Raw genomic sequence first — 23,651 nt, forward strand, 5'->3', positions numbered from 1 at the left:
GGAATGCCCACACAACCAACGGCCTTCAGCACCGTGCTCGTCGCCAATCGCGGCGAAATCGCGTGCCGCGTGATCCGGACCCTCCGCGCCATGGGCATCCGCTCCGTCGCCGTCTACAGCGACGCCGACACCGGTGCCCGCCACGTGCGCGAGGCGGACACCGCGGTCCGGATTGGACCGGCCACACCCACGCGGAGCTACCTGGACATCGATGCCATCATCGACGCCTGCCGGAGAAGCGGTGCCCAGGCTGTGCACCCGGGCTACGGCTTCCTGAGCGAAAACCAGGCCTTCGCCAGGGCTTTGGAGGGCGCCGGCATCGCGTTCATCGGTCCGGGCGTCAAAGCGCTGACCGTCATGGGCGACAAGATCCGCTCGAAGAACCACGTTGCCGGCTTCGGCGTTCCGGTGGTGCCGGGGATCGCCGAGCCCGGACTCACCGACGAGGACCTGATCGCCGCGGCGCCCCAGGTTGGCTATCCGCTATTGATCAAACCCTCCGCGGGCGGTGGCGGAAAGGGCATGCACGCAGTCGAGCGGCCCGAGGACCTTCCTGGTGCGCTGCAGACCGCGCGACGGGTCGCGGCGTCCGCCTTCGGTGATGACACCCTGTTCCTCGAACGGCTGGTTCGCACCCCGCGGCACATCGAGGTCCAGGTGCTGGCCGACTCTTACGGGAACGTAATCCACCTCGGCGAGCGGGAGTGCTCGCTGCAGCGGCGGCATCAGAAGGTCATCGAGGAGGCGCCCTCGCCCCTGCTGGACGCTGCAACCCGTGGGCGGATCGGGGCGGCAGCCTGCAATGCAGCCCGCAGCGTGGACTATGTCGGCGCGGGAACGGTCGAGTTCCTAGTGTCCGATGAGGCACCGGATGAGTTCTTCTTCATGGAGATGAATACCCGCCTGCAGGTGGAGCACCCGGTCACGGAGCTAGTGACCGGCGTCGACCTTGTCGAGGAGCAGGTGCGCATCGCCTCTGGCGAGAAGCTTTCCCTGGCGCAGGACGACGTCGTGCTCACCGGCCACGCGGTGGAGGCGCGGGTCTACGCGGAGGACGCCGCGGCGGGGTTCCTTCCGTCCGCAGGGACCGTTGAGAGCCTTGCCGAACCGGAGGGGGAGGGGATCCGGGTGGACAGCTCGCTGCTGCCCGGGCTGACCATCTCACTGACCTACGACCCGATGTTGTCGAAAGTGATTGCCTGGGCTCCCACCCGCGCGGAGGCGCTGGACCGCCTGGACCGTGCGCTTGCGGACACCCGGATCGCCGGGCTTCGCACCAATGTCGAATACCTGCGCCTGCTCATCAACGACGACGACGTCCGCACCGGCAGGCTCGACACCACCCTGATCGAACGCAAACTGCCGGCCCTGTCCTTCCGCACGGCGACGGAGGCTGAGTTGGCGGCCGCCGCCGTCGTGCTGGTGGACCTGGTTTCCGAGCCGCACCAGGGCAGCGGCTCGCCCTGGTTGCGGCGCGACGGCTGGCGGATGGGCGGTGCTCCTGCCGGCATTCCTGTGCAGTTGGACGACGGCTCCTCAGTGAGGGAGCTCGTTATCGTGCACGACGGCGCGGGAAGCACTGTCCAGGTCGGCGGCACGCAGTACCGGGTTCAGTGGATCCCCGCCGCTCCCGGCGACGGGGCCGCGGGAGGCGCGGGCACCGCCGTCGTCGACGGGGTGAGCCTGACAACCCGGTTCATCCGCGCGGAAGCGGCGGCAGGCGGGCCTACCGTCTGGCTCGCCGACGATGGATGGGCCGCGCCGGTGCGCATGCTGCCGCGGGACGAGGTGCTGCAACGGCAGCTTGCGCAGATCGCCCGTGCGGAAGGATCCGCGGATCCCGAGTTGCGCTCGCCCATGCCCGGCACCGTGATCACCGTCAGTGTGGCAGACGGTGACCGGGTGTCCGAGGGGCAGGTCCTGCTCAGTGTCGAGGCGATGAAGATGGAACACCAGCTTCGGGCCGCCGTCGACGGCACAGTCAACATCAGTCTCAGCCCCGGCGATCTGGTCTCCGCCAACCAGGTTGTCGCCCGCATCCACCCCGATCCACCGTCCGGCACAGAAGATCCTGACGCCGAATCCATCCCAGCAGAAGAGAAAGCTCCCACACCATGAATTTCGAACTAAGCGAGGAATACCAGGACCTCGTGGACACCGTGCGGGAATTCGCCGACGAGGTCGTCGCTCCCGTCTCCGCCAAGCACGACGCCGAACACAGCTTCCCGTACGAGGTCATCAAGCAGATGGGCCAGATGGGACTCTTCGGGCTGCCCTTCCCGGAGGAGTACGGGGGCATGGGCGGAGACTATTTCGCCCTGTGCCTGGCGCTGGAGCAGCTCGCGCGGGTGGACCAGTCAGTTGCGATCACGCTCGAGGCAGGGGTGTCGCTCGGCGCCATGCCGATCTACCGGTTTGGGACCGAGGAGCAGAAACGCGAGTGGCTGCCCATGCTCACCAGCGGTGAGGCGCTCGCCGGGTTCGGGCTGACCGAATCCGAGGCGGGCTCGGACGCCTCCGGCACCAAGACCACGGCGCGGCTGGTGGACGGTCAGTGGGTGATCAACGGGACCAAGGAATTCATCACCAACTCCGGCACGGACATTTCCCGGCTGGTTACGGTCACCGCGGTCACGGACACCACAACGGCTCCGGACGGGACGGTGAAGAAGGAAATCTCCACCATCCTCGTTCCCACGGACACGGTGGGGTTCACCGCTGAGAGGCCGTACAACAAGGTGGGCTGGAACGCGTCCGACACGCATCCGCTCACCCTGAAGGACGTCCGTGTTCCGGAAGCAAACCTGCTCGGCGCCCGCGGCCGGGGCTACGCGAACTTCCTGCAGATTCTCGACGAGGGCCGGATCGCGATCGCAGCGCTCGCAGTCGGTGCGGCGCAGGGCTGCGTTGAACAGTCCATCCGCTATGCGAAGGAGCGGCAGGCCTTCGGCAGCAACATTGGCGCCTACCAATCCATCCAGTTCAAGATCGCCCGCATGCAGGCGAGGGCCCACACCGCGCGCCTGGCCTACTACGACGCCGCGGCGCGGATGCTCGCGGGCAAGCCGTTCAAGACGCAGGCCTCCATCGCTAAGCTGGTCGCAGGCGAGGCCGCCATGGACAACGCCCGCGATGCCACCCAGGTGTTCGGCGGGTATGGCTTCATCAATGAATTCACGGTATCCCGCCATTATCGTGACTCCAAGATCCTTGAGATCGGGGAGGGAACCACAGAAGTGCAGTTGATGCTCATCGCCCGTGAACTGGGGCTCTGAGCATCGAGTCGGTGCAGCGCATCGTTTGGAACAAGTAAAGGAGAAGCAGTGATAGACAAGGTCGTCGCCTCTGCAGCCGAGGCCGTGGCGGACATTCCGGACGGCGCTTCGCTCGCCGTCGGCGGTTTTGGACTGTGCGGCATCCCGGTTGCGCTGATCGATGCGCTTCACGAGCAGGGCACCACGGATCTCGAGACCATCAGCAACAACTGCGGGGTGGACGGCTGGGGGCTCGGAAGGCTCCTGGACGACCACCGGATCCGGCGCACGATCAGTTCCTATGTGGGCGAGAACAAGGAGTTCGCCCGCCAGTACCTGGCCGGCGAGCTCGAGGTTGTGCTCACACCGCAGGGAACGCTGGCCGAGAAGCTGCGTGCCGGCGGGGCGGGCATTCCCGCCTTCTACACGACTGCCGGCGTCGGGACGCAGGTGAGCGAGGGCGGGCTGCCGCAGAAGTACGACGACGCCGGCAACGTCGCCATCGCGTCCGCCGCCAAGGAAGTACGGGAGTTCAATGGCCAGGACTACGTCCTTGAGGAGTCCGTTTCCCCGGACTTCGCGCTGGTGCACGCGTGGAAGGGCGACCGCCACGGGAATCTCGTCTTCCACGCCACTGCCATGAACTTCAACCCCCTGTGTGCGCAGGCAGGCAGGATCACCATCGCCGAGGTGGAGGAACTGGTCGAACCGGGCGAGCTGGACCCGGAGCACATCCACACGCCGGGCATCTTCGTGCAGCGGGTGGTGCATACACCGAACACAGAGAAGCGGATTGAGAAACGCACGGTCTCTCTTACCGCCGAACCGTCCAGCCAGGGGAAGGAGCTCTAGTCATGGCGCTGACACGTAACGAACTGGCCGCGCGGGTGGCCCAGGAACTGGAGAACGGGCAGTACGTCAATCTCGGAATCGGGATGCCCACGCTCATTCCCAACTACATCCCCGACGGCGTCGAAGTGGTGCTGCACTCGGAGAACGGGATTCTCGGCGTCGGGCCCTATCCCACCGAGGAACGGCTGGACCCCGACCTGATCAACGCAGGCAAGGAGACCGTCACCGTCAACAAGGGAGCGGCGTTTTTCGACTCCGCGTCCTCCTTCGGCATGGTCCGTGGCGGCCACGTCGACCTGGCCGTGCTGGGTGCAATGGAGGTCGCGGCGAACGGGGATCTGGCCAACTGGATGATTCCCGGCAAGATGGTCAAGGGCATGGGCGGTGCGATGGACCTTGTATTCGGCGCCAAGCGGCTGATCGTCATGATGGAGCACATGGACCGTAATTCAAACCCGAAGATCGTTAAGGAGTGTTCGCTCCCGCTCACCGGCAAGGGCTGTGTCGACCGCATCATCACCGACCTCGCTGTCATCGATGTGGACCACGAACGCAACGGCGGCACCCTGGTTCTGCGCGAGACCGCGCCGGGCGTGACCGTGGAAGAGGTCATCGCAGCGACTGGAGCACCGCTTGAGGTGGAGCTCGATGAAAGCTGACGGGCAGGTGCCGCGGACCGTGGTGCAGCGCGGGCTGTACTACGACGAACTGGATGTCGGAGTGGTGTACTCGCACCGTCCCGGGCGGACGATCACCGAAGCGGACAACGTGCTGTTCACCACGATGACCATGAACACCCAGGCGCTGCACCTGGATGCGGCCTGGAGCGGCGCGCAGCCCTTCGGGCAGCGGCTGGTGAACTCCATGCTCACCCTTGCCACCGTCGTCGGGCAGTCCGTTAGCCAGCTCACGCAGGGAACGATTGTTGCGCAGCTTGGGCTGACCGATGTGTCCTTCCCCAAACCGGTGTTCCACGGTGACACGCTCTACACGGACACCGAGATCACCGGCAAGCGGCTGTCCGAGTCCCGTCCCGGGCAGGGCCTGGTCACCATGAAGCACACCGGGCGCAACCAGGACGGTGACGTCGTGGCACTGGTCAGCCGGACCGTGCTGATGTGGACCAAACAGGCACACGGAGAGGGCAAGGGCGTCCATGACTGACTTCGCCATGGGGCCGGCTCTGCTCTTCTGCCCCGCGGACCGGCCTGAACGCTACGCGAAAGCCGCAGACCGGTCCGACGCCGTCATCCTGGACCTTGAGGACGCAGTGGCGCCCGAGAACAAGGCAGCGGCAAGGGAGGCGTTGATCGCCAACCCGCTTGATCCGGCGAGGACGATCGTTCGCGTCAACCCGGCGCAGACGCATGATTTCGCTCAAGACCTCCAGGCGCTGCACGAGACGAACTACCGCACCATCATGCTGGCGAAGGCTGAGGGCGGCGAGGACCTGTGGGCGATCAGCGGATTCCGGGTGATTGCGCTGTGTGAGACGGCGCGCGGTGTGCTGAAGGCGAGTGAGCTTGCGGGGGAGCCCAACGTCGTCGCGCTCATGTGGGGTGCTGAGGACCTGGTGGCCTCGCTTGGGGGGACGGCCAGCAGGAAGGACGACGGCGGCTACCGCGACATCGCGCGGCATGCCCGCTCAACGGTGCTGCTGGCTGCGGCTGCCGCCGGCAAGCAGGCCGTTGATGCCGTCTACGTCAATATCCCGGACCTTGACGGGCTGGCGGACGAGGCCCGTGACGCCGTTGCATCCGGTTTCAGCATGAAGGCCTGTATCCATCCCAGCCAGGTGGAGGCGATTCGTGCGGCGTACCGGCCCTCGGCTGAGGAGGAGCAGTTTGCCCGCGATCTGCTTGCCGAAGCCCAGCACCACGGGGGCGTGTTCACGTTCCGGGGCAAGATGGTGGATGGCCCGATCCTGAGGCACGCCGAGCAGACCCTGCGCCGGGCGGCGCACCAGCGCTGAGGACGTTGTGCTGAGAGGGTGCGCTACTTCGTCTACGCCGCATCGCGTAGCATTTGGACACGCTTGCAGCATCGAATGGCGAGATCGCGAACAGTCCGAACTGATTCGCACCAGCCATGACCACAATGTGGCACGAGGAGATAGCAGGGCAGCTTTCTCGCGCAGGCTTCGTTTCGCGGTAGCCGCGATATCCACCACACCCTGACCGAGTTAAAGGCTTTGGTGACCGTTGGGGAATACTACAGAATGCGGTCATGGACATCACCGATAACGGATTGAAGCCCAACGCGTTCTCCATCGACACGGCGACGAGGGGAAACGCCGACTACCGCCGCGTCATTTGGACAGGCGAGCACCTGCAGGTAGCGCTCATGTCGCTTGAGCCTGGTGATGTGATCGGCCTTGAGGTACATCACGGCATCGACCAGTACCTGCGAATAGGTGCAGGGAAGGCCCGTGTGAAGATGGGGCCTGCGAAAGACGACCTCTCGCTCCAGCGGGACGCCGAGGGCGGCTGGAGCATTCAGGTGCCTGCCGGCATGTGGCGCGAAGTCGAGAATATCGGAGAAGAACCACTCCGCCTGTACACCGTCTGCGCGCCCGTGAACCCCGCGCAGGAAACTGCGCAGGGGACACCTGAGGCTGAGGCTGAGGACCAGGGCAGCGACGAGCCGACGTCGTGGGTCGCGGAAGTCAAGGATAAGAGCAAAGACGCCGGAATGACCGCATTCATTGACACATCCTTCAACTTCCGCTCAGACAGTCCGCCTAGCAAGGACCCTGACAAATGCAAGGACCCTGACAGATACAGTCCGACGCTTCGCCGGTACCACCAGGTGCTGTGAAGCAAGGAGTTACCCACCGGAGGACGCTTTGACCTTGCGCCGGAGCCCCGCAGGTACCTCGTGCACCGATCCTCCCGGGGTGTCTTCGTCCTCGCCAGTGATGCCTTCACCACCAGGCTGCACAAGCAAGCGCGGCGTGTCATACGTGAGATCCCCGATGATGAGCTGCCGGAGTGGCCCGGCTACACAGTTGGCAGCACCATCGTGTTCCCCGGCAACACGATCGGCGGAAAGCAGACGATCAATGGTGCACGCGGATTCCGCGCCAATGTCGCCGATCGCCCCGACCTGACCTTGGAGTGCATCCGCCGCCACTACCTCGGTGAGCAGCCAAACCCGCTGGCTGACGTCTTGTCGAGGTATGCGAATTTCTTCGAACTGTTTGGGGACTTCCGGGGGTACGTCGAATTTTTCCTGCTGCAGGATCTCGTGGAGGATGACGGCCAGACCATTCGGTTTTTCCACCCGTTCGCAGACTTCAAAACGCCAGCAGTACCGAAGAACAAGGACGAATACCTCCGGTACCTACAGAACAGCAACGATTTCATCCGTGCACGGAACCGCAGGATCGACGCCTATATGGCTATCACCGATCACGGACCGACGCCGAAGGCGTTCAACTTGCAGAGGGCTACGGAGGAGAACGCCGACTACCGCCGGGTTGTCTGGACGGGCAAACATTTGCAGGTGACGCTCATGTCGATCGAGCCCGGCGGTTCGATTGATCTTGAGGTGCATCGCGGCACTGACCGGTTCCTGGGTATCGAGGCAGGGAAGGCTTGCGTGAAGATGGGGCCCGCGAAGGAGGACCTCTCATTCCAGCAGGACGTTGAGGGTGGTTGGAGCATTCTGGTACCCGCGGGAACGTGGCATAGCGTCGAGAACCGCGGCGACGAACCACTCCGTCTGTACACCGTCTACGCTCCGAAGCTCCACGCGCAGGGCATCGTGCAGGAGACACCGAAGGACGCCGACATCGACGAGCAGTAGGGTCGCGACGAGCCGCCGTCTCGGTCGAGAAGTTGACGGCAAGGGCGAATAGTCTGTCCAGTAGTGACCGTCGCGGGACTTGGAGTTCCCCAGCTCCTCATGCAGCACTTATGAATGAGCGCGCTTTTAGCCCATCGCTAGAAAGGCGGCGGCTCGGGTTGCTGGGGATGCGTCGTGGATTCGATACCCGATGGTCGGTTGATTTTCTGCAGGACCGCAGCGGTGAGGGAAATGTCGGACGGTGTTGGCTCCGGAGGTGAACTGTAGGTTTGCCCACCCGGTGACGTCCAGCTCAGCCCGCCGGATGGGTTGGGATCGGGCGTCCACCCCGACTGGTGCTTCAGCATGTGGTGTCGTTTGCACAGGGGGTAAAGATTGTCCTCGCAAGTGCGACCATCCTCGGACCAAGCAATCACATGATCGATCTCGCACCGGCTGGCCGGTCGGTTGCAGCCGTAGAAGCTGCAGGTCTTGTCCCTGACCTTTACCCAGGTACGGAGGTCTTCGCTTGGCCGGTACCGCGTCCGATCCAGTCTCAGCACCGCCCCTGAGTAGGGATGCGTCAATAGACGCATGAACGATGGAGCGTTCGCAGCGAGTTCCCGCGCAACGTCCGCAGGAATCGGGCCGTACCCCTCCAGCTCGGCGGGTTCGTCCGTAAGTCCCATCAAAGAGAACACAGGAACGGTCACCAGCACCTTGGCAGTAGAACCGGAAGCGCCACCGGAGGGACTGCCAAGGAGAGTATCAGCGAAGACGTCTGCACGAAGCTGCGCGAGTGTGCGCGATTCGTCACCGCCTCGTAGGTTTCGGGCAGCAGCATCAACCGAAGTGAAAATCGCCACCGCCTGCTCGGCAGGCAAGTACCCGCTCAGCCACGCCATGCCGTCCTGAGCAGGTTCCAACACCACGCGCCGGTCGGAAAAGGCCTGAGCGCGCCGGGCGCTGAGAGTGTCCGGGTGGAGTTTTTCCCTCAGCCGGCGACAGCGTGCAGCGAGTTTGGGGCGATTCAGCTGGGGCGCCGACTCCAGAATTTCCCTTTCGAAGGCGGGAAGCGCCTCCTCCGGAAGCGTGCGGGCTTGCTCAACGATGACGGACGTTCGGCCGGCGCAGATACGCCCGTCCTCTAGCGCTGTTAGCGTCTTTTGCAGATGTCCGGTCAGGCTCAAGGACTCGCTGACCAACCGGGTGGCGGCCCCCTCCGACAGCTTCAGCAGCGCCGCGGTCTCCGTTGCTGCTTCAGTGAACCGGAGGGAGTCACCTTCTCCGGACCAGGAGTGGTTGGCCGCGTTGCCGAGACCGTAGACCTCCGCCACCAGCCGCGTACGCTGAGCCGCTGCCCATGCGGCCAGCCGTTCCGCTGCACGAAGCAGGTTCAGGGTGTCGGGCAAGCGCCGACTAGACCGCGACTCTTGGCTACGCGCACCCTGCAACCTGCTCACGAGGCTGTAGACGGATGCGTGCTCCACAGCGGAACGCATCCGTTGCTCTGCCGGGTCCTCAAGCTCATCCTCGTCCGATATGAGGTGCTCAAGCGGAACGTCGGGCCACTGCAGTGCCGCCTCGGCATAGGCGTCCTCCAGGATCCTTTCGGTTCCGCTTTCCATACAACCGAGTTCATCATCCGGCTCTGACAAAACTGACGCTGCCCGGTCGGCCAGCAGATGCAGGGGGAAATGGGGGAGCGGTGCGGAATACTGGAAGACATGGCAACCGTCGAAAACCAGGGCACACCGCGCCGCGTCATCATCCTCGGGTCCACCGGATCCATCGGTACCCAGGCCCTCGATGTGATTGCAGCGAATCCGCACCTCTTCACGGTTGCCGGCCTCTCAGCCGGCGGATCAAACATCGCACTGCTCGCATCGCAGGCCGTGACAACCGAAGCCCCACTCGTCGCGGCTGCTTCCGGCTCCGGGCAGGAGTTGAAAGACGCCATTGACGACGCCGCGCGGCAGGCCGGCAAGCAGGGCTACCGCCCCGAACTTCTCGTTGGACCGGACGCGTCAAGCGAGCTGGCAGCGTCGCCGAACGCCGACGTCGTCCTCAATGCCATCACCGGTTCCATTGGACTGGCACCCACCCTCGCCGCGCTGAAGCAGGGCCATCTGTTGGCTCTGGCCAACAAGGAATCTCTGGTGGTCGGCGGGCAGTTGGTGCACGACGCCGCCCGCCCCGGTCAGATCGTGCCCGTGGACTCAGAACACTCCGCCCTGGCCCAGGCGCTCCGCTCCGGAACGCCCGAGGAAGTGCAGCGGTTGGTCCTCACCGCGTCGGGCGGGCCGTTCCGGGGCCGCACCCGCGCCCAGATGGCCTCGGTAACCCCCAAGGAGGCGCTCGCCCACCCGACGTGGGACATGGGCCTGATGGTGACCACCAATTCGGCCACCATGGTGAACAAGGCGCTGGAGGTAGTCGAGGCGCACCTGCTGTTCGATGTCCCGCTGGACCGCATCGACGTCGTCGTCCATCCACAGTCGGTGGTGCACTCAATGGTGGAGTTCATCGACGGCTCCACCATTGCCCAAGCCTCCCCACCGGACATGCGCCTGCCGATCGCGCTCGGCATCGGATGGCCGCACCGCATCGCCGGTGCCGCAACGGGATGCGACTGGACCAAGGCCACCTCCTGGACCTTCGAACCGCTCGACGAGGACGCGTTTCCCGCCGTCGCCCTCGCCAAGGAAGCTGCAGCCCAGCGTGGTACCGCCATGGCCGTCTACAACGCAGCGAACGAAGAAGCGGTGGCAGCCTTCCATGCGGGCCGGATCGGGTTCACAGACATTGTCGACACAGTGCGCGCTGTACTCGACGAACACTCTCCCGAGACCGTCCTGACGCTTGAGACAGTGCTCGACGCCGAGGGGTGGGCACGCCGCACTGCCCGGGCTCGTTGTGGCTTCAGGGACTGATAGACCAGGTGACTGACACCATGAGAAGGAACTGACGTTGTCCATTCTGCTGTTCATTGCCGGCGTGATTTTCGTCGCGGTCGGTATAGCCGCCTCAATCGCACTGCACGAGGTGGGTCACCTGGTCCCTGCAAAGCTCTTCAGGGTCCGGGTCACCCAATACATGATCGGCTTCGGTCCCACCCTCTTCTCCCGCAGGAAGGGCGAGACCGAGTACGGGGTGAAGGCCCTTCCGCTGGGCGGTTACGTCTCCATGGTCGGGATGTTCCCGCCGGCCAAAAGCGTCGACGGCGACAGCACGGTCAGGCAGTCCAGCACCGGCATGTTCCAGCAGTTGGCTGCCGACGCCCGCCGCGCCGCAGCCGAGCAGCTCCAGCCGGGGGACGAGAACCGCGTGTTCTACCGGCTCCCCATCTGGAAGCGCATCGTCATCATGCTCGGCGGGCCGCTGATGAACCTGCTCATCGGCGTGATCATGTTCGCCATCCTCATCATGGGCTTCGGTTCTGCCCAGCCCACCACCACCGTGTCCGAGGTCTACCGCTGCGTGGTCCCGGCCGACCAGCAGCAGGCAACCGGGCAGACTGATTGCGCTCCGGGTGACCCTGCCGCACCCGCGTTCGAAGCCGGGCTGGAACCCGGAGATCGGATCGTTGCCTTCGACGGCCGTGAGGTGACCGATTGGGCTGAGCTGTCCTCCTGGATCCGGGACGCAGCCGGCCGGGAAGTCCCAATCAGCTACGTGCGCGACGGCCAGACGATCGAAGCCACCATCGAACCGCTCCTGACCGAGCGTCCGGTACCGGACGCGGACGGGCAGGCCACCCTGAACGACGACGGCACTGCCGTCATGCAGGAGGTCGGCTTCATCGGGGTGGGCGCCACGCAGGAACTCGTACCGGAGCCGGCCACGGAAGTTTTGCCCGCGGTGGGGGAGAGCATTGTCCGGGTCGCCGGCGTCGTGCTCAATCTTCCCCAACGGGTTGCGCAGGTGGCAGAAGCCGCTTTCTCCGACGCGCCGCGCGACCCTGAAGGCCCGATCAGCGTGGTAGGTGTAGGCCGGATCGCCGGCGAGGTCTCTGCGATGGAGGAAATCCCCCTTGACGCACGGGTGGCCACCCTCGTAGGACTGCTGGGTAGCGTGAACCTTGCCCTGTTCGTGTTCAACCTCATTCCGCTTCTCCCGCTCGACGGCGGCCACGTTGCCGGTGCGCTGTGGGAGGGGCTGCGCCGCGGGGTGGCAAAGGTTTTCCGGAAGCCTGACCCTGGGCCGTTCGATATGGCCAAGCTTCTCCCGGTGACCTACGTTGTAGCCGTGCTCCTGATGGGCATGGGAGCGCTGCTTATCTACGCAGATATTGTGAAGCCGGTAGACCTCTTTGGTTAGGTTGAATTCGCCGATTCACCCTATTTCGGTTGAATTGACTCTTTCAACCACATATGGTTGACGAATGTTCGTTCTCACGATCGACCAACGGGACAGCCAACATGGAGCCGACCGCATTCCCCACCTTCTGCGGTCCCTCAGCGACCTTGCCGCGGCGGTCCCCTTCGAGCGCTCGGTGGGGGATGAGGCCCAGGGGATCCTGCAATCAGCCGACGACGTCGTGGAGGCCACCCTTCGCTGTATCCGTGACGGCGGATGGTACGTGGGAATCGGCATCGGCACCGTCGAGGAGCCCCTCCCCGTTACTCCCCGCGAAGGACGCGGCAGCGCCTTCGTCGCTGCCCGCGCGGCCGTTGAACGAGCCAAGAAGTCAGCTGATCGAGCCCCTCTGGCGGTAGAGGGCCCCAAGGGCGCGGCGGAAGCGGAGGGAGTGCTCGCGCTGATCGCGCGCTTTGTCATGCACCGGTCCGACGCCGAGTGGCGGATCCTCGACCTGCTTGAACCGCAGCGCCGGGGCAGCCAGTCGGCTGTCGCCCGTGCACTGGACATCAGCCCCCAGGCTGTAAGCAAGGCGGTGTTCCGGTCGGCCTGGGTCGAGGAGTGGTCGGCCCGTCCGGCGGCGGCAGTATTGTTACAGCTGGCGGACCGGAACGTTAATGGGGGGAAGAGCTGATGGAGTTGCTTTGGGGTGCGCTCGCCGTGCTGATTGCCGGGGCAGTCGGATCGCCCATCACCCTTGCGGTACTTCGCCTGGCACGCACCGTTGACCGGCAGGAGAGCGCCCAGCAGGGAATAGGCCAGCAGGAGATAAGCCAGCCGGAAAGTGATCAGCCCCTTCCTGCCCACGCGGTGGAAACACCAGCTCCAGAAGAGGTCCCGACCCCTGACAAACCGGGGGTCCTTCGCGGGGGGCTCGTGATCGGTATCCTCGAACGTGTCGCTGTGGCGCTCGCCATCCTGCTGAATGAACCCGTGGCCATCGCGTACGTAATTGCCATCAAAGGCCTTGGCCGTTACGCAGAGCTGAAGGAGACTCCGGCTGCCGCTGAACGGTTCATCATCGGAACCCTTACCTCGCTGCTGTGGGCCTGTGCCGTTGCCGGCCTGACAGCCGTCTACCTCGTCTGATCACGTAGGGTAAGTGCATGAGTGTTTTCGCAGTCGAATACGTGTATGGGGCAGAGTCTGCAGCTGAGCGGGACGTGCATCGTCCGGCGCACCGGGAATGGCTGAACAGCCTCGTAGGCCAGGGCAAGGTTCTGGCTTCCGGCCCCTTCGTTGACAACGCGGGAGCGCTGCTGCTTTTTGTCGCCGGCAGCGAGTCCGAGCTCAGCGATCTCCTGAAGCAGGACCCCTTCGCCACCGCCGGGGTGATCTCCGCAGTCAAGACAACCCAGTGGAACCCCGTCATCGGCGCCTTCTCGGACTACGTCCAGAAGTAACCGCGCCCACAAAGCGCGCAACACCTAGCTAGACCCTATAACTGGAGGATGCTTTGACCTCGGTCTCCCTCGGAATGCCTTCCGCCCCGCCGCCCACCCTCGCGCCGCGGCGGAAGACCCGCCAGATCAAGGTGGGATCTGTGGGCGTCGGATCGGATTACCCGATCAGCGTGCAGTCCATGACCACCACGCCCACCACTGACATCAACGCCACCCTGCAGCAGATCGCCGAGCTGACGGCGTCCGGCTGCGACATTGTGCGCGTGGCGTGTCCTTCCGCGGATGATGCAGAGGCGCTGCCGATCATCGCGAAGAAGTCCCAGATCCCAGTGATCGCCGACATCCACTTCCAGCCCAAGTACGTCTTCGCCGCGATCGACGCCGGCTGCGCGGCCGTCCGCGTCAATCCCGGCAACATCCGCAAGTTCGACGACCAGGTGAAGGAAATCGCCGTCGCCGCCAAGGATGCCGGAACTTCCATCCGGATCGGCGTCAACGCCGGTTCCCTGGACCCGCGACTCCTGCAGAAGTACGGCAAGGCAACCCCTGAGGCCCTTGTGGAGTCAGCGGTTTGGGAAGCGTCACTGTTCGAAGAACACGATTTCCACGACTTCAAGATCTCCGTCAAGCACAACGACCCCGTGGTTATGGTTCGCGCCTACGAACTTCTGGCCGAGCGCGGGGACTGGCCGCTGCACCTCGGCGTTACCGAGGCCGGTCCGGCGTTCCAGGGCACCATCAAGTCGGCAACCGCCTTCGGTGCGCTTCTCTCCAAGGGGATCGGCGACACCATTCGCGTCTCGCTGTCCGCGCCTCCCGTTGAGGAAATCAAGGTCGGCAACCAGATCCTGCAGTCGCTGAACCTGCGCCCGCGGAAGCTTGAGATCGTCTCATGCCCGTCCTGCGGTCGCGCCCAGGTTGACGTTTATACCCTGGCCGACCAGGTAACCGCCGGCCTCGAGGGCATGGAAGTGCCTTTGCGGGTGGCCGTCATGGGCTGTGTGGTTAACGGACCGGGCGAAGCCCGTGAAGCCGACCTCGGTGTCGCTTCCGGTAACGGCAAGGGCCAGATTTTCGTCAAGGGAGAGGTCATCAAGACTGTCCCTGAGGACCAGATTGTTGAGACACTCATTGAAGAAGCAATGAGGATTGCCGAAGAGATGGGCGAAACCGATGGCGAAACTGCTGGCTCGGGTGGCCCCGTGGTTACCGTCAGCTAGGGAGCCCGACGGGGCTGTGCAGTTCCGGACTCTGACCGGCAAGGACACAGCCCAACTCTGGGATCTGGTGAACTCGGACAGCACGGCCAATGTGTTCATGGCCGCGCACCTGGAGGCATCCGGCACTGCCGCCCCGTCGACGTCTGGCGGGGAAGTCATCGGGACATTCCGGGATTCCCGCCTGGTCTCCGCCTGCTGGGCCGGGGTCAACCTCGTGCCGGTGGGAATGGACGACGACGACGCCGCGGCCCTGGGCAGGCTGCTCGGCGAAAGCGGGCGCCGCTTCTCCTCGATCTTCGGTCCGGCGTCCAGCGTTCTCGGCATCTGGTCAACCTTTAGTACCTACAGTCCCAATCCGTTCGACGTGCGGGAAGAACAACCCCTCCTGGAGATGCGGGAGACCTCAACCGTTCCCGCCAACCAGTCGCTGCGTTTCACTGAGCCGCATGAACTGGAGCAGATCCTTCCCGCGTGCGCGGCGATGTTCGAGGAGGAAGTCGGCTACTCGCCCTACGCCGGCGGACAGGAACATTACCGGCGGCGGGTTGCCGGCCTGATCCGGCGCCGGCACTCGTTGGTCGATTTCGACGACGAAGGCCAGGTGGTGTTCAAGGCGGAACTGGGGACGGTGTCGGCAAGCACGGCGCAGGTTCAGGGCGTCTGGGTCAATCCTGCCTACCGTGGGCAGGGTTTGAGCGCCGGTTATATGGCAGCAGTTGTGAGGGAGGGCCTCAAGCTCGCTCCCGTGGTGAGCTTGTATGTGAACTCCTACAACGAGCGCGCGCTTGCGCTCTACAAGAGCGTCGGTTTTCAGAGAGCTGGAGAGTTCGCCACCGTCCTGTTCTGATCCCGCTCCTCTTGACCAGCATCCCGGAAGGCCAGACCATGAGCGCAGCGAGGCGCATCGCCGCAATCGGGGTGATGCTCGTGCTCACTGGCTGCAGCGGGACGGATTCGGACGGAAGCAAGGCCCCGCCGTCGTCGTCCGAGTCCGTTGTGTCCGGAACCCCGGAGCCGACGGGCGAAGGCACGGCCGCGCCGTCCGGGGTCACACCTTCAGGCCCCCAGTTCAGCGCTGCTCAACTCGAAGCGGTACTGGCAAAAATCAACGAGGCTGAGTCCCTGAAGGCCACGGTGATCCCGGACGAGGACATTCGGAATCAGCTTGAGGAAGAGCCCGGACCGGACTCGGGACTGGTTGTTACGCCCAAGGAATGCAACCTCTACGCGGAAACAAGCCCGGAAGCCCTTGCTGACGAGGCCACGCTCGCCGTCATGACGTTCGCGGGGGAGTCCTCGCTGCAGCCGGACTCGATTACCCTGTCCAGTCTCCCGACTGAAGATTCAGCCCGCCGTCAACTGGGAGAAGCCCGCGGGCAGTTGGCGGCGTGCGCAGAGTTCACGTTCCAGGCGGGCGGCCAGGATGTCGAAGCAGCGGTCGAGGAGCTTGACGTGGAGACATCGGCCGAGGACCACCTCGCCCTGCGCACAACCGTTCGAATACCGGGCAGCATCCAGGAATCAGTCACCGTCACCGGGGTGGTAAGCAGCACCGTGATCAACGTTCTGGTGGGAAGCTCAACCGACCCGGAAGCGGACAATGCACGCGCCGTCGAACTGCTGAATCTGGTGGTAGCAGGGCTTGAGAGGCTCTGAACCTCGCATGTCACCGGATACCTGCCGGAGCGGTTAGATTGGTAGGTGTTGTTTGCTGCCGCCGCACGTCTGAGGCCCGCAGCACCTAGTGCCTACGAAACGGATTCCAAGCGTGGTCCTTCGACTCTCCACCCTCTTCCTGCGCACACTGCGCGAAGATCCTGCCGAAGCTGAGGTCGCCAGCCACCGGTTGCTGCTGCGTGCCGGTTACATCCGGAGGGCCGCACCCGGCATCTACAGCTGGCTGCCGCTGGGCTTGAAGGTGCTGGCCAAGGTCGAGAACATCGTGCGCGAGGAAATGGACGCGATCGGCGCCCAGGAGGTCCACTTCCCGGCCCTTCTGCCCAAGGAACCGTACGAAGCCACCAATCGATGGACCGAATACGGCGAGGGGCTCTTCCGCCTGAAGGACCGCAAGGACGCCGACTACCTGCTGGCGCCCACACACGAGGAGATGTTCACCCTCCTGGTCAAGGACCTGTACAACTCGTACAAGGATCTACCGCTGAGCCTCTACCAGATCCAGACCAAGTACCGTGACGAGGCCCGTCCGCGTGCCGGCCTGCTGCGTGGCCGCGAGTTCATCATGAAGGATTCCTACTCCTTCGACATCGATGACGAGGGCCTGGAGACCAGCTACCAGAAGCACCGGGATGCCTATCTTCGGATCTTCGGACGGCTGGGGCTGGAGGTCATCCCGGTCGCCGCCACCGCAGGTGCGATGGGCGGCTCCAAGAGCGAGGAATTCCTGCACCCCACCGAAATCGGTGAGGACACCTTTGTGGTGTCCGACGGCGGTTACGCGGCCAACGTAGAAGCCGTCACAACCGTGGTGCCTGCCGAGATCGACTTCACCGACGCGCCGGCTGCCGACGTCCGGGACACTCCCAACACCCCGACGATCGAGACCCTCGTTGACCATGCCAACGCCGAACTGCCCCGCCAGGACCGCCCGTGGACCGCGGCGGACACGCTGAAGAACGTGGTCCTTGCCGCTGTGCTTCCGTCCGGAGAGCGCGTGCTCGTGGTAATCGGCGTTCCCGGTGACCGCAACGTGGACCTCAAGCGCATCGAGGCCAACATCGCCGGCCACCTGTCAGTCGGCGGAGAGGTCGCCGTCGAAGCGGCCACCGACGAGGACCTGAAGAAGCACCCCGGCCTGGTCAAGGGGTACATCGGTCCGGGGCTGAGCCTGGATTCTGCTGTCCTGGGAACCGAAGGCTCCACGGGAATTCCTTACCTCGTCGACCCCCGGATTGTCTCCGGCACCACGTGGGTCACGGGAGCGAACGTCAGCGGGAAGCACGTCTTCGGCCTTGTCGCCGGGCGGGACTTCGGCTGGGACGGCGTCATCGAATCCGTCGAAGTACGCGAAGGTGATGAAGCGCCGGACGGGTCAGGGCCGCTGCGCACGCAGCGCGGCATCGAGATGGGCCACATCTTCCAGCTGGGACGAAAGTATGCCGAGGCGCTGCACCTGAAGGTCCTGGACCAGAACGGCAAGCTGACCACCGTCACCATGGGTTCCTACGGCGTCGGCGTGACCCGCGCAGTGGCCGCACTTGTCGAATCCAACCGGGACGAGAAGGGCATCATCTGGCCGCGCAACGTTGCTCCCGCCGATATCCACCTGGTGGCCACGGGCAAGGGCGACGAGGTCTTCGCAGCCGCGGAGCAGCTCGCCGGTGAGCTCGAGAAGCAGGGCCTGAGCGTGATCTACGACGACCGCCAAAAGGTCTCGCCCGGAGTGAAGTTCGGCGATGCCGAGCTGATCGGGGTACCCACGATCGTCGTCGTCGGGCGCGGCCTGGCCGACGGTCTCGTCGAGGTGAAGGACCGGGCCTCCGGCACCAGCGAGAACGTCGCCGTCGCCGAGGCAGCAACGCACCTCCGCGCGCTGATCAGCGCCTAGGCGGCGCGGGTGGTCTCCGGGCTGGAAGAGATCCAGCTCGCCACGGTGCTGCTCGTGATTGCTGCCGGTTTCGCCGCCGGCTGGGTGGACGCGGTGGTCGGCGGCGGGGGACTGGTACAGCTGCCTGCGCTGCTGATGGTTCCCGGCATCACTCCCGTCCAGGCCCTTGCGACCAACAAGATGGGCTCGATCTTCGGCACCACAACCAGCGCCATCACCTATTTCCGACGGGCACGGCCGGACCTTCGCACGGCCGTGCCGATGGCGCTGATTGCCTTGGTGGGCAGTTTCGGCGGGGCAATCCTGGCAGCCTCCCTGCCCGCTGCGGTCTTCAAGCCGATCATCATTGTGGCCCTGATCGCGGTGGCGATCTTTACGGCCTTTAGGCCAACGGTCGGGACGCTGACGAAGCTTCGCCACAGCGGCCGCCGCCACTACGGAACCGCAGGAGCGATCGGCCTGGTGATCGGGTTCTATGACGGACTCATCGGCCCCGGCACCGGCTCGTTCCTGATCATCGCCATGGTGACGCTGCTTGGCTACAGCTTCCTGGGCGCCAGTGCGAAGGCGAAGATCGTGAACATGGCCACCAATCTTGGTGCCCTCGTCTTCTTCCTGCCCAACGGATCGCTTTTGTGGGGGCTGGGACTCATCCTGGGAGGGGCGAACATGGTCGGCGGCTACGTTGGTTCCCGGATGGCGATCACGAAGGGGAGCACTTTCATCCGCGTGGTGTTCCTGATCGTGGTGGGGGCGCTGATCGTCAAGCTTGGCTACGACGTCTGGGCCGAAAACTTCGGCTGAGCCCGACCAGACCGATCAGGCCGATCAGGGCGCTGCGAGCTTCGCCGCAGGAGGAAGATTCTCCAGTGGCCTGCGGAGGAGGTTGCTCGCCACCCAGAGCGAGCGGTCGGCGTCGTTGGTGTGGCCGTCGCGAAGGTATCCCAGCGCGTTGTCCACCTCCCGGGCCACCGACCAGTCCCGGGCGAGCATGGGGTCCAGGCCGGCGGCAAGCGCCAGATCGGTGCAGCGGTCCCTCAGGTGCGCAGCCGGGTCAATCGGCGAAAGGTCGCTGATCCGGTTCCAGAGCATCGGCGCGACGGCGAACTCCGCGTCGCCCAGCACCGGCTTCGGATCAATCGCAAGGAACTGGCGCGGACGCTCCAGCACCGGAAGCATATTCAGGTAGTGCAGGTCGGAGTGGACCAGCACGTCGTTGTCACGCCGGCGCCCCACTGCGCCGTGGACCTGGCACACCTCAAGAGCGTACTCAAGCAGCCAGCGGTCGAAGGGGCGTCCCAGGGCCTCCCACTCCAGCGGAAGCGTATCCGTCCACTGCTCGGCCTGCTCCGCGACGGACGGTATGGCCAGCCAGCGCGGATCGGCGAATCCGGTCTCGGTGGGGGGAGCTATGGACAGCTCATGCATCAGCCCTCCCCACACCTCCGTGGTGTCGGCCAGGGGAAGCATGTTCAGCGACGAATCCCCGTCAAGGCGTTCAAGGAGGAGGACGAGATCGTCCCGGGAACTCATCAGGAGCTCCACCGCTCCATTCCCGTCCCAGAGCGAGAGGGCGTCGGGTTCGGGAAGTGCCTCGTCATGCGGGGCCGTGATCTTCAGGACCCCCGGCGCTCCGTCTCCGCAGATCACCGGAAGAACGACGGCGACATGTCCGCTCCAGGGCAGAGTGTCCGGATCGAGATCCAGGACCAGGTCCCAGTCGTCCAGATAGCGGTTCGCGATACCGGCCCACCGATCGAGCCACTGCCTCCCCCGGGCAGTGTGAGGACCTTGTGCACCAGCGAGCGCGGAAGTTCGATGTCGCGTGCATCCACCTCCTAAGCCTAGCGCCCAGGCTCCTCCAGCCTCGGGTATTCGTCAGCGGCAATGCCGGGAAACGCCGGCAGTCCTGTCGCGGGGGATTGCCCGGCACCCGTTTCGATCGCGTGCTGTGCAGTATCAGCGAGCCGCCGAATCGCCCAGGTTCGGACAATCCCCGTGCGGCTGACTCCCACCAGGTCCGCGTACGTTTCCACCATTGCGCCCTCGAGCAGTTGCAGCGACCTACCGGTGTCAGCCAGGAAGTCCCCGGTCAGTGAGTAGGCGACGGCGGGCAGCGGCTCAGCCACGCACTGCTGGGCCAGCACCGCCGAACCGGAGGAGGCGGCGTCGTCGTGCTCGGCCATGCGCGGCAGGTACTCCTGCGGCTCCGGTGCGCGGGCCGCAGCCAGCTCGTACGCATAGGCAGCCCGGTGCTCGGCCAGCACCGCGAGCCGTGCCCCCTCCAGGCCGGTATCTCGCTGCAGGGGCACATCGACCGGGCAGGCGGGCGCGCCGTCGTACTGGGCATCAGGCACCGGGATGGACGGAAGACTGACGCCCATGCTTCCCGCAAGCGACCTTGCCTGCAGCCATTGCGCCGTCGCTACGGAGGCCAGCACCCGGGCCGGACCGGGCTCGGCAGTCGCGGCAGCGTTGAATGCCTTCGTGTAGGACAGGGCGAGGTCGATGAGCAGATCCCGAGGCTGCACGGCGGGCGCGGCCGAGGGAGAAGTTGACGGCGATTCCCGGGCGTCGTTCCCGGTATCGCTGAAGGCGGAAGGCGGAGGCTCCGTGGCGTCGTCGGGCAGTTGAAGCGCCGCTGCGTGAAGATCGAAGATCGTCGCCATGGACTCATAGGGCGGCGAATCAGCGGCGGTCGCCTCGCCCGCCAGAGCCCGCGCAGTTGACGCCAGGCTCCGGGCTGCACCGGCGCTGTCCGCCAGCGCAAGCTCGGTGGGGGTGGGTTCCTCGCGCGGCTCGGTGCCGATCACCAGGCCGATACATGCGACCATCACCAGGACAAGGAGCAGCACGATGAAACGGAAGAAGCGGCGCACACCCCTACCGAAGCCGCTGCCACCTCGAGCGGTACGGTTGCGGGAGTGCGTCACAACCGATCATCTTGCCATGTCATACCTGGCTGCGGTGTCCCGTTCACCGACCTGTCATAAAGTCGTTAGGGTAGTAGTCACAAGATTATTGAGCGGGAGGCGGAAGTGACGGTTCGTTCCGGGAAGCCGGTTGGGTCCGGGAAGCAGAGTTCCGCCGGAAGGCAAGGCGCTCCGGCACGTCGCCAGGGCCAGAACCTGTCCAACGTTGACGTCGCTGCCGAGGCGCAGCGGCTCCGTGAATTCCTGCGCCCCACCGTTGAACAGCACAACCTCCTGCTGGAGGATGTCGAGGTGCGCGTCACCGGGGGCACCCGCACATTGAACGTTGTAGTGGATGTATCCGACGACGGTGTGGACGGCGTGAGCCTCGATACCGTCTCGGAGGTCTCCCAAAGCATCTCGGACGCTTTGGACAAGGATCCGGAAGACGACGGACAGCCCTACAATCTCGAGGTTTCCTCGCCCGGGGTCTCGCGGCCGCTGACCCAGCCGCGACACTGGCGACGCAACATCGGCCGGCTGGTGGTGGTCAAACTGACCGACGGCGATACCCTTGAGGGCCGCCTTCTTGATGCGCAGGACGCTTCGGTGCTGATCCGACCCCTCCTGCCGGCGCAAAAGGGCACCAAGCCGAAGTTCGGCGAGGACCGGGAAATTGCTTACGACACGATCCGCAAGGGTACGGTCCAGGTCGAATTCGCACACACAGATGCCGATGAACCCGGCGGCGACAATGACTGACACCACCGCTGGCTGCTGAGGAGGCCCCAATGGATATAGATATGAGCGCTCTGCGGCTGTTGGAACGCGAGCGGGAGATTCCGCTGGACCTGCTGATCCCCACCATCGAGCAGGCTCTGCTGGTCGCCTACCACAAGACCACCGGGGCGCAGGAGATGGCCCGGGCCGAGCTCGACCGGCGAACAGGCCACGTCACCATCTGGGCAACGGAAACCGACGACGACGGCGTTGCAGTCGGTGAGTACGACGACACCCCTTCCGGCTTCGGCCGGATCGCGGCCAGCACCGCGCGGCAGATCATCCTGCAGCGGCTGCGCGACGCAGAGGACGACAACATCCTGGGCGAGTTCCGCGGCAAGGAAGGCGAACTGGTCGCGGGAATGATCCAGCAGGGGAACAATCCGCACATGATCCAGGTGAACCTCGGATCAGTGGAAGCGCTGCTCCCGCCGCCCGAACAGGTACCTGGAGAGAAATACCTTCACGGAACCAGGCTCCGTGCCTACGTGGTGGACGTACACCGGGGAATGAAAGGGCCTTCCATCACGTTGTCCCGTTCGCACCCCAATCTGGTGCGGAAGCTCTTCGAACTGGAAGTTCCTGAAATTGCGGACAAGACCGTGGAGATTGTTGCGCTGGCCCGAGAAGCGGGGCACCGCACCAAGATCGCGGTCAAGGCCAATGTTCCGGGAGTCAACGCCAAGGGTGCATGCATCGGCGAGATGGGTTCCCGCGTTCGCGCCGTGATGAATGAACTGAACGACGAGAAGATCGACATCGTTGATTACAGCGATGACCCGGCAACCTTCATCGCCAGCTCACTGTCGCCGTCGCGCGTGTCATCGGTCACAATCACCGACGAGAAGACCCGCAGCGCCCGGGTGGTGGTGCCCGACTACCAGCTGTCCCTCGCTATCGGCAAGGAAGGCCAGAACGCGAGACTTGCAGCCAAGCTGACAGGCTGGCGCATTGACATCGCCTCCGACGCGGCGGGCGCCTGAGTCGCAGGTCCCTCGCACCGGAAGCACCCGATGCGCAATATCGACGCTTATGGCGCTAGAATGGACAGGGCTTATGTCGTTACGTCAACAACCGGTACGAACCTGTATTGGTTGTCGCGACCGTGACGACCAAGCCAATCTGGTTCGATGGACAGCGGTCAACCGTGGCGACGATCGTGTCGCTGAGGTGGACCACCGCCGTCGACTGGTGGGCAGGGGTGCCTGGCTGCACCCCCGGCCGTCCTGTGTGGAGCAAGCGCTCAAACGCAAAGCTTTCAATCGCGCCTTCCGCGGCGCAACTGATACGCAAGGCGTCGAGCAATGGCTGCACACACTCCAGGACGTCTCCTGACGGAGGCTTCCTGCTAGAACACGTCCTCCCTGAAAGCGGGTCAGAAAACTGATGGAAACCCGATGAGTACCCAGCCATGAGTGCCCAACGATGAACAATCTGTTGAGCTCTGCTATCGGCGCGTCAACTGCTTCGGCGGTTGGGGTCTGCAGTAGGAATTAGACGGTTCGCTCCTGACTCGG

Annotated in this window: 23 protein-coding genes and 1 pseudogene; 20 read left to right on the forward strand and 4 right to left on the reverse strand. The window is 64.6% G+C overall.

Going from position 1 to position 23,651, the window contains the following annotated elements; translation table 11 throughout:
• Positions 1 to 3 precede the first annotated feature (3 nt).
• The 7 genes and pseudogenes from GC088_RS05575 to GC088_RS15460 all read left to right on the forward strand — a co-directional run bounded on the left by GC088_RS05575 (position 4) and on the right by GC088_RS15460 (position 7,913).
• Positions 4 to 2,118, forward strand: coding sequence for an ATP-binding protein (locus tag GC088_RS05575; protein WP_323961221.1), 2,115 nt, complete (start codon positions 4 to 6; stop codon positions 2,116 to 2,118).
• A complete protein-coding gene (locus tag GC088_RS05580) occupies positions 2,115 to 3,275 on the forward strand; it encodes an acyl-CoA dehydrogenase family protein (RefSeq protein ID WP_323961223.1) in 1,161 nt (386 codons plus the stop codon). Before GC088_RS05575 ends, GC088_RS05580 begins: the two co-directional genes overlap by 4 nt.
• Positions 3,276 to 3,323: 48 nt before the next feature.
• Positions 3,324 to 4,106 (forward strand): CoA transferase subunit A, encoded by a 783-nt coding sequence (locus tag GC088_RS05585; protein WP_323961224.1) that lies wholly within the window; start codon positions 3,324 to 3,326, stop codon positions 4,104 to 4,106.
• 2 nt (positions 4,107 to 4,108) lie between these two features.
• Positions 4,109 to 4,765: a CoA transferase subunit B gene (locus tag GC088_RS05590; RefSeq protein WP_323961225.1), complete on the forward strand. Its 657-nt coding sequence runs from the start codon at positions 4,109 to 4,111 to the stop codon at positions 4,763 to 4,765.
• Entirely contained in the window at positions 4,755 to 5,270 is a 516-nt protein-coding gene (locus tag GC088_RS05595) for a MaoC family dehydratase (RefSeq protein WP_323961228.1), read from the forward strand. Before GC088_RS05590 ends, GC088_RS05595 begins: the two co-directional genes overlap by 11 nt.
• Positions 5,263 to 6,078, forward strand: a complete 816-nt coding sequence (locus GC088_RS05600) for an HpcH/HpaI aldolase/citrate lyase family protein (RefSeq protein ID WP_323961229.1) — start codon at positions 5,263 to 5,265, stop codon at positions 6,076 to 6,078. Before GC088_RS05595 ends, GC088_RS05600 begins: the two co-directional genes overlap by 8 nt.
• A gap of 371 nt (positions 6,079 to 6,449) precedes the next feature.
• Positions 6,450 to 7,913 (forward strand): annotated as a pseudogene (locus tag GC088_RS15460) (DUF6994 family protein).
• Between the two features lie 137 nt (positions 7,914 to 8,050).
• On the opposite strand, the gene GC088_RS05615 reads toward GC088_RS15460, so the two are convergent.
• On the reverse strand, positions 8,051 to 9,520 hold the full coding sequence (locus tag GC088_RS05615; protein ID WP_323961233.1) for an HNH endonuclease signature motif containing protein: 1,470 nt from the start codon (positions 9,518 to 9,520) through the stop codon (positions 8,051 to 8,053).
• A gap of 99 nt (positions 9,521 to 9,619) precedes the next feature.
• On the opposite strand from GC088_RS05615, the gene dxr reads away from it, so the two are divergent.
• From dxr to GC088_RS05665, 10 genes are all read left to right on the forward strand, one after another.
• Complete coding sequence (dxr, locus tag GC088_RS05620) at positions 9,620 to 10,825, forward strand: 1-deoxy-D-xylulose-5-phosphate reductoisomerase (protein WP_323961235.1); 1,206 nt, start codon at positions 9,620 to 9,622, stop codon at positions 10,823 to 10,825.
• Between the two features lie 37 nt (positions 10,826 to 10,862).
• Positions 10,863 to 12,212, forward strand: a complete 1,350-nt coding sequence (locus GC088_RS05625) for a M50 family metallopeptidase (RefSeq protein ID WP_323961237.1) — start codon at positions 10,863 to 10,865, stop codon at positions 12,210 to 12,212.
• A gap of 64 nt (positions 12,213 to 12,276) precedes the next feature.
• The gene (locus GC088_RS05630) at positions 12,277 to 12,885 is read left to right on the forward strand and encodes a MarR family transcriptional regulator (protein ID WP_323961238.1); all 609 of its coding nucleotides are present in this window, start codon (positions 12,277 to 12,279) and stop codon (positions 12,883 to 12,885) included.
• On the forward strand, positions 12,885 to 13,340 hold the full coding sequence (locus GC088_RS05635) for a hypothetical protein (protein WP_323961240.1): 456 nt from the start codon (positions 12,885 to 12,887) through the stop codon (positions 13,338 to 13,340). Before GC088_RS05630 ends, GC088_RS05635 begins: the two co-directional genes overlap by 1 nt.
• 17 nt (positions 13,341 to 13,357) lie before the next feature.
• On the forward strand, positions 13,358 to 13,654 hold the full coding sequence (locus GC088_RS05640; RefSeq protein ID WP_323961241.1) for a YciI family protein: 297 nt from the start codon (positions 13,358 to 13,360) through the stop codon (positions 13,652 to 13,654).
• Between the two features lie 53 nt (positions 13,655 to 13,707).
• Positions 13,708 to 14,874: a flavodoxin-dependent (E)-4-hydroxy-3-methylbut-2-enyl-diphosphate synthase gene (gene ispG / locus GC088_RS05645; RefSeq protein WP_323961243.1), complete on the forward strand. Its 1,167-nt coding sequence runs from the start codon at positions 13,708 to 13,710 to the stop codon at positions 14,872 to 14,874.
• A gap of 16 nt (positions 14,875 to 14,890) precedes the next feature.
• Positions 14,891 to 15,721 (forward strand): GNAT family N-acetyltransferase, encoded by an 831-nt coding sequence (locus GC088_RS05650; RefSeq protein WP_323961245.1) that lies wholly within the window; start codon positions 14,891 to 14,893, stop codon positions 15,719 to 15,721.
• Positions 15,722 to 15,759: 38 nt separating this feature from the next.
• Positions 15,760 to 16,530, forward strand: coding sequence for a hypothetical protein (locus GC088_RS05655; RefSeq protein ID WP_323961247.1), 771 nt, complete (start codon positions 15,760 to 15,762; stop codon positions 16,528 to 16,530).
• 112 nt (positions 16,531 to 16,642) lie between these two features.
• A complete protein-coding gene (locus tag GC088_RS05660) occupies positions 16,643 to 18,442 on the forward strand; it encodes a proline--tRNA ligase (protein ID WP_323961249.1) in 1,800 nt (599 codons plus the stop codon).
• Between the two features lie 9 nt (positions 18,443 to 18,451).
• Entirely contained in the window at positions 18,452 to 19,246 is a 795-nt protein-coding gene (locus tag GC088_RS05665) for a sulfite exporter TauE/SafE family protein (protein ID WP_323961251.1), read from the forward strand.
• Positions 19,247 to 19,270: 24 nt separating this feature from the next.
• On the opposite strand, the gene GC088_RS05670 is transcribed toward GC088_RS05665, so the two are convergent.
• The 3 genes from GC088_RS05670 to GC088_RS05680 are packed head-to-tail and all read right to left on the reverse strand — an operon-like array spanning position 19,271 to position 21,375.
• Positions 19,271 to 20,092 (reverse strand): aminoglycoside phosphotransferase family protein, encoded by an 822-nt coding sequence (locus tag GC088_RS05670; protein WP_323961253.1) that lies wholly within the window; start codon positions 20,090 to 20,092, stop codon positions 19,271 to 19,273.
• On the reverse strand, positions 20,089 to 20,277 hold the full coding sequence (locus tag GC088_RS05675; RefSeq protein WP_323961255.1) for a hypothetical protein: 189 nt from the start codon (positions 20,275 to 20,277) through the stop codon (positions 20,089 to 20,091). Before GC088_RS05675 ends, GC088_RS05670 begins: the two co-directional genes overlap by 4 nt.
• Positions 20,278 to 20,286: 9 nt before the next feature.
• Positions 20,287 to 21,375 (reverse strand): DUF4439 domain-containing protein, encoded by a 1,089-nt coding sequence (locus GC088_RS05680; RefSeq protein ID WP_323961257.1) that lies wholly within the window; start codon positions 21,373 to 21,375, stop codon positions 20,287 to 20,289.
• A gap of 105 nt (positions 21,376 to 21,480) precedes the next feature.
• Here GC088_RS05680 and rimP point away from each other — a divergent pair, with 105 nt between their 5' ends.
• The 3 genes from rimP to GC088_RS05695 all read left to right on the forward strand — a co-directional run bounded on the left by rimP (position 21,481) and on the right by GC088_RS05695 (position 23,469).
• Positions 21,481 to 22,116, forward strand: a complete 636-nt coding sequence (gene rimP, locus GC088_RS05685) for a ribosome maturation factor RimP (protein ID WP_323961259.1) — start codon at positions 21,481 to 21,483, stop codon at positions 22,114 to 22,116.
• A 29-nt stretch (positions 22,117 to 22,145) separates the two neighbouring features.
• Complete coding sequence (nusA, locus tag GC088_RS05690) at positions 22,146 to 23,117, forward strand: transcription termination factor NusA (protein ID WP_323961261.1); 972 nt, start codon at positions 22,146 to 22,148, stop codon at positions 23,115 to 23,117.
• 73 nt (positions 23,118 to 23,190) lie between these two features.
• Positions 23,191 to 23,469, forward strand: coding sequence for a YlxR family protein (locus tag GC088_RS05695; protein WP_323961263.1), 279 nt, complete (start codon positions 23,191 to 23,193; stop codon positions 23,467 to 23,469).
• Positions 23,470 to 23,651 lie beyond the last annotated feature (182 nt).

This window comes from Arthrobacter sp. JZ12 (assembly GCF_035189165.1).
Classification (GTDB): domain Bacteria; phylum Actinomycetota; class Actinomycetes; order Actinomycetales; family Micrococcaceae; genus Arthrobacter_D.

Excerpts from the sequence above, each read along its gene's own strand:
- GC088_RS05575 (WP_323961221.1), top strand. The coding sequence starts at position 4 with ATGCCCACACAACCAACGGCCTTCAGCACCGTGCTCGTCGCCAATCGC.
- GC088_RS05580 (WP_323961223.1), top strand. The coding sequence starts at position 2,115 with ATGAATTTCGAACTAAGCGAGGAATACCAGGACCTCGTGGACACCGTG.
- GC088_RS05590 (WP_323961225.1), top strand. The coding sequence starts at position 4,109 with ATGGCGCTGACACGTAACGAACTGGCCGCGCGGGTGGCCCAGGAACTG.
- GC088_RS05595 (WP_323961228.1), top strand. The coding sequence starts at position 4,755 with ATGAAAGCTGACGGGCAGGTGCCGCGGACCGTGGTGCAGCGCGGGCTG.
- GC088_RS05600 (WP_323961229.1), top strand. The coding sequence starts at position 5,263 with ATGACTGACTTCGCCATGGGGCCGGCTCTGCTCTTCTGCCCCGCGGAC.
- GC088_RS05615 (WP_323961233.1), bottom strand. The coding sequence starts at position 9,520 with ATGGAAAGCGGAACCGAAAGGATCCTGGAGGACGCCTATGCCGAGGCG.
- dxr (WP_323961235.1), top strand. The coding sequence starts at position 9,620 with ATGGCAACCGTCGAAAACCAGGGCACACCGCGCCGCGTCATCATCCTC.
- GC088_RS05630 (WP_323961238.1), top strand. The coding sequence starts at position 12,277 with ATGTTCGTTCTCACGATCGACCAACGGGACAGCCAACATGGAGCCGAC.
- GC088_RS05635 (WP_323961240.1), top strand. The coding sequence starts at position 12,885 with ATGGAGTTGCTTTGGGGTGCGCTCGCCGTGCTGATTGCCGGGGCAGTC.
- GC088_RS05640 (WP_323961241.1), top strand. The coding sequence starts at position 13,358 with ATGAGTGTTTTCGCAGTCGAATACGTGTATGGGGCAGAGTCTGCAGCT.
- GC088_RS05655 (WP_323961247.1), top strand. The coding sequence starts at position 15,760 with ATGAGCGCAGCGAGGCGCATCGCCGCAATCGGGGTGATGCTCGTGCTC.
- nusA (WP_323961261.1), top strand. The coding sequence starts at position 22,146 with ATGGATATAGATATGAGCGCTCTGCGGCTGTTGGAACGCGAGCGGGAG.
- GC088_RS05695 (WP_323961263.1), top strand. The coding sequence starts at position 23,191 with ATGTCGTTACGTCAACAACCGGTACGAACCTGTATTGGTTGTCGCGAC.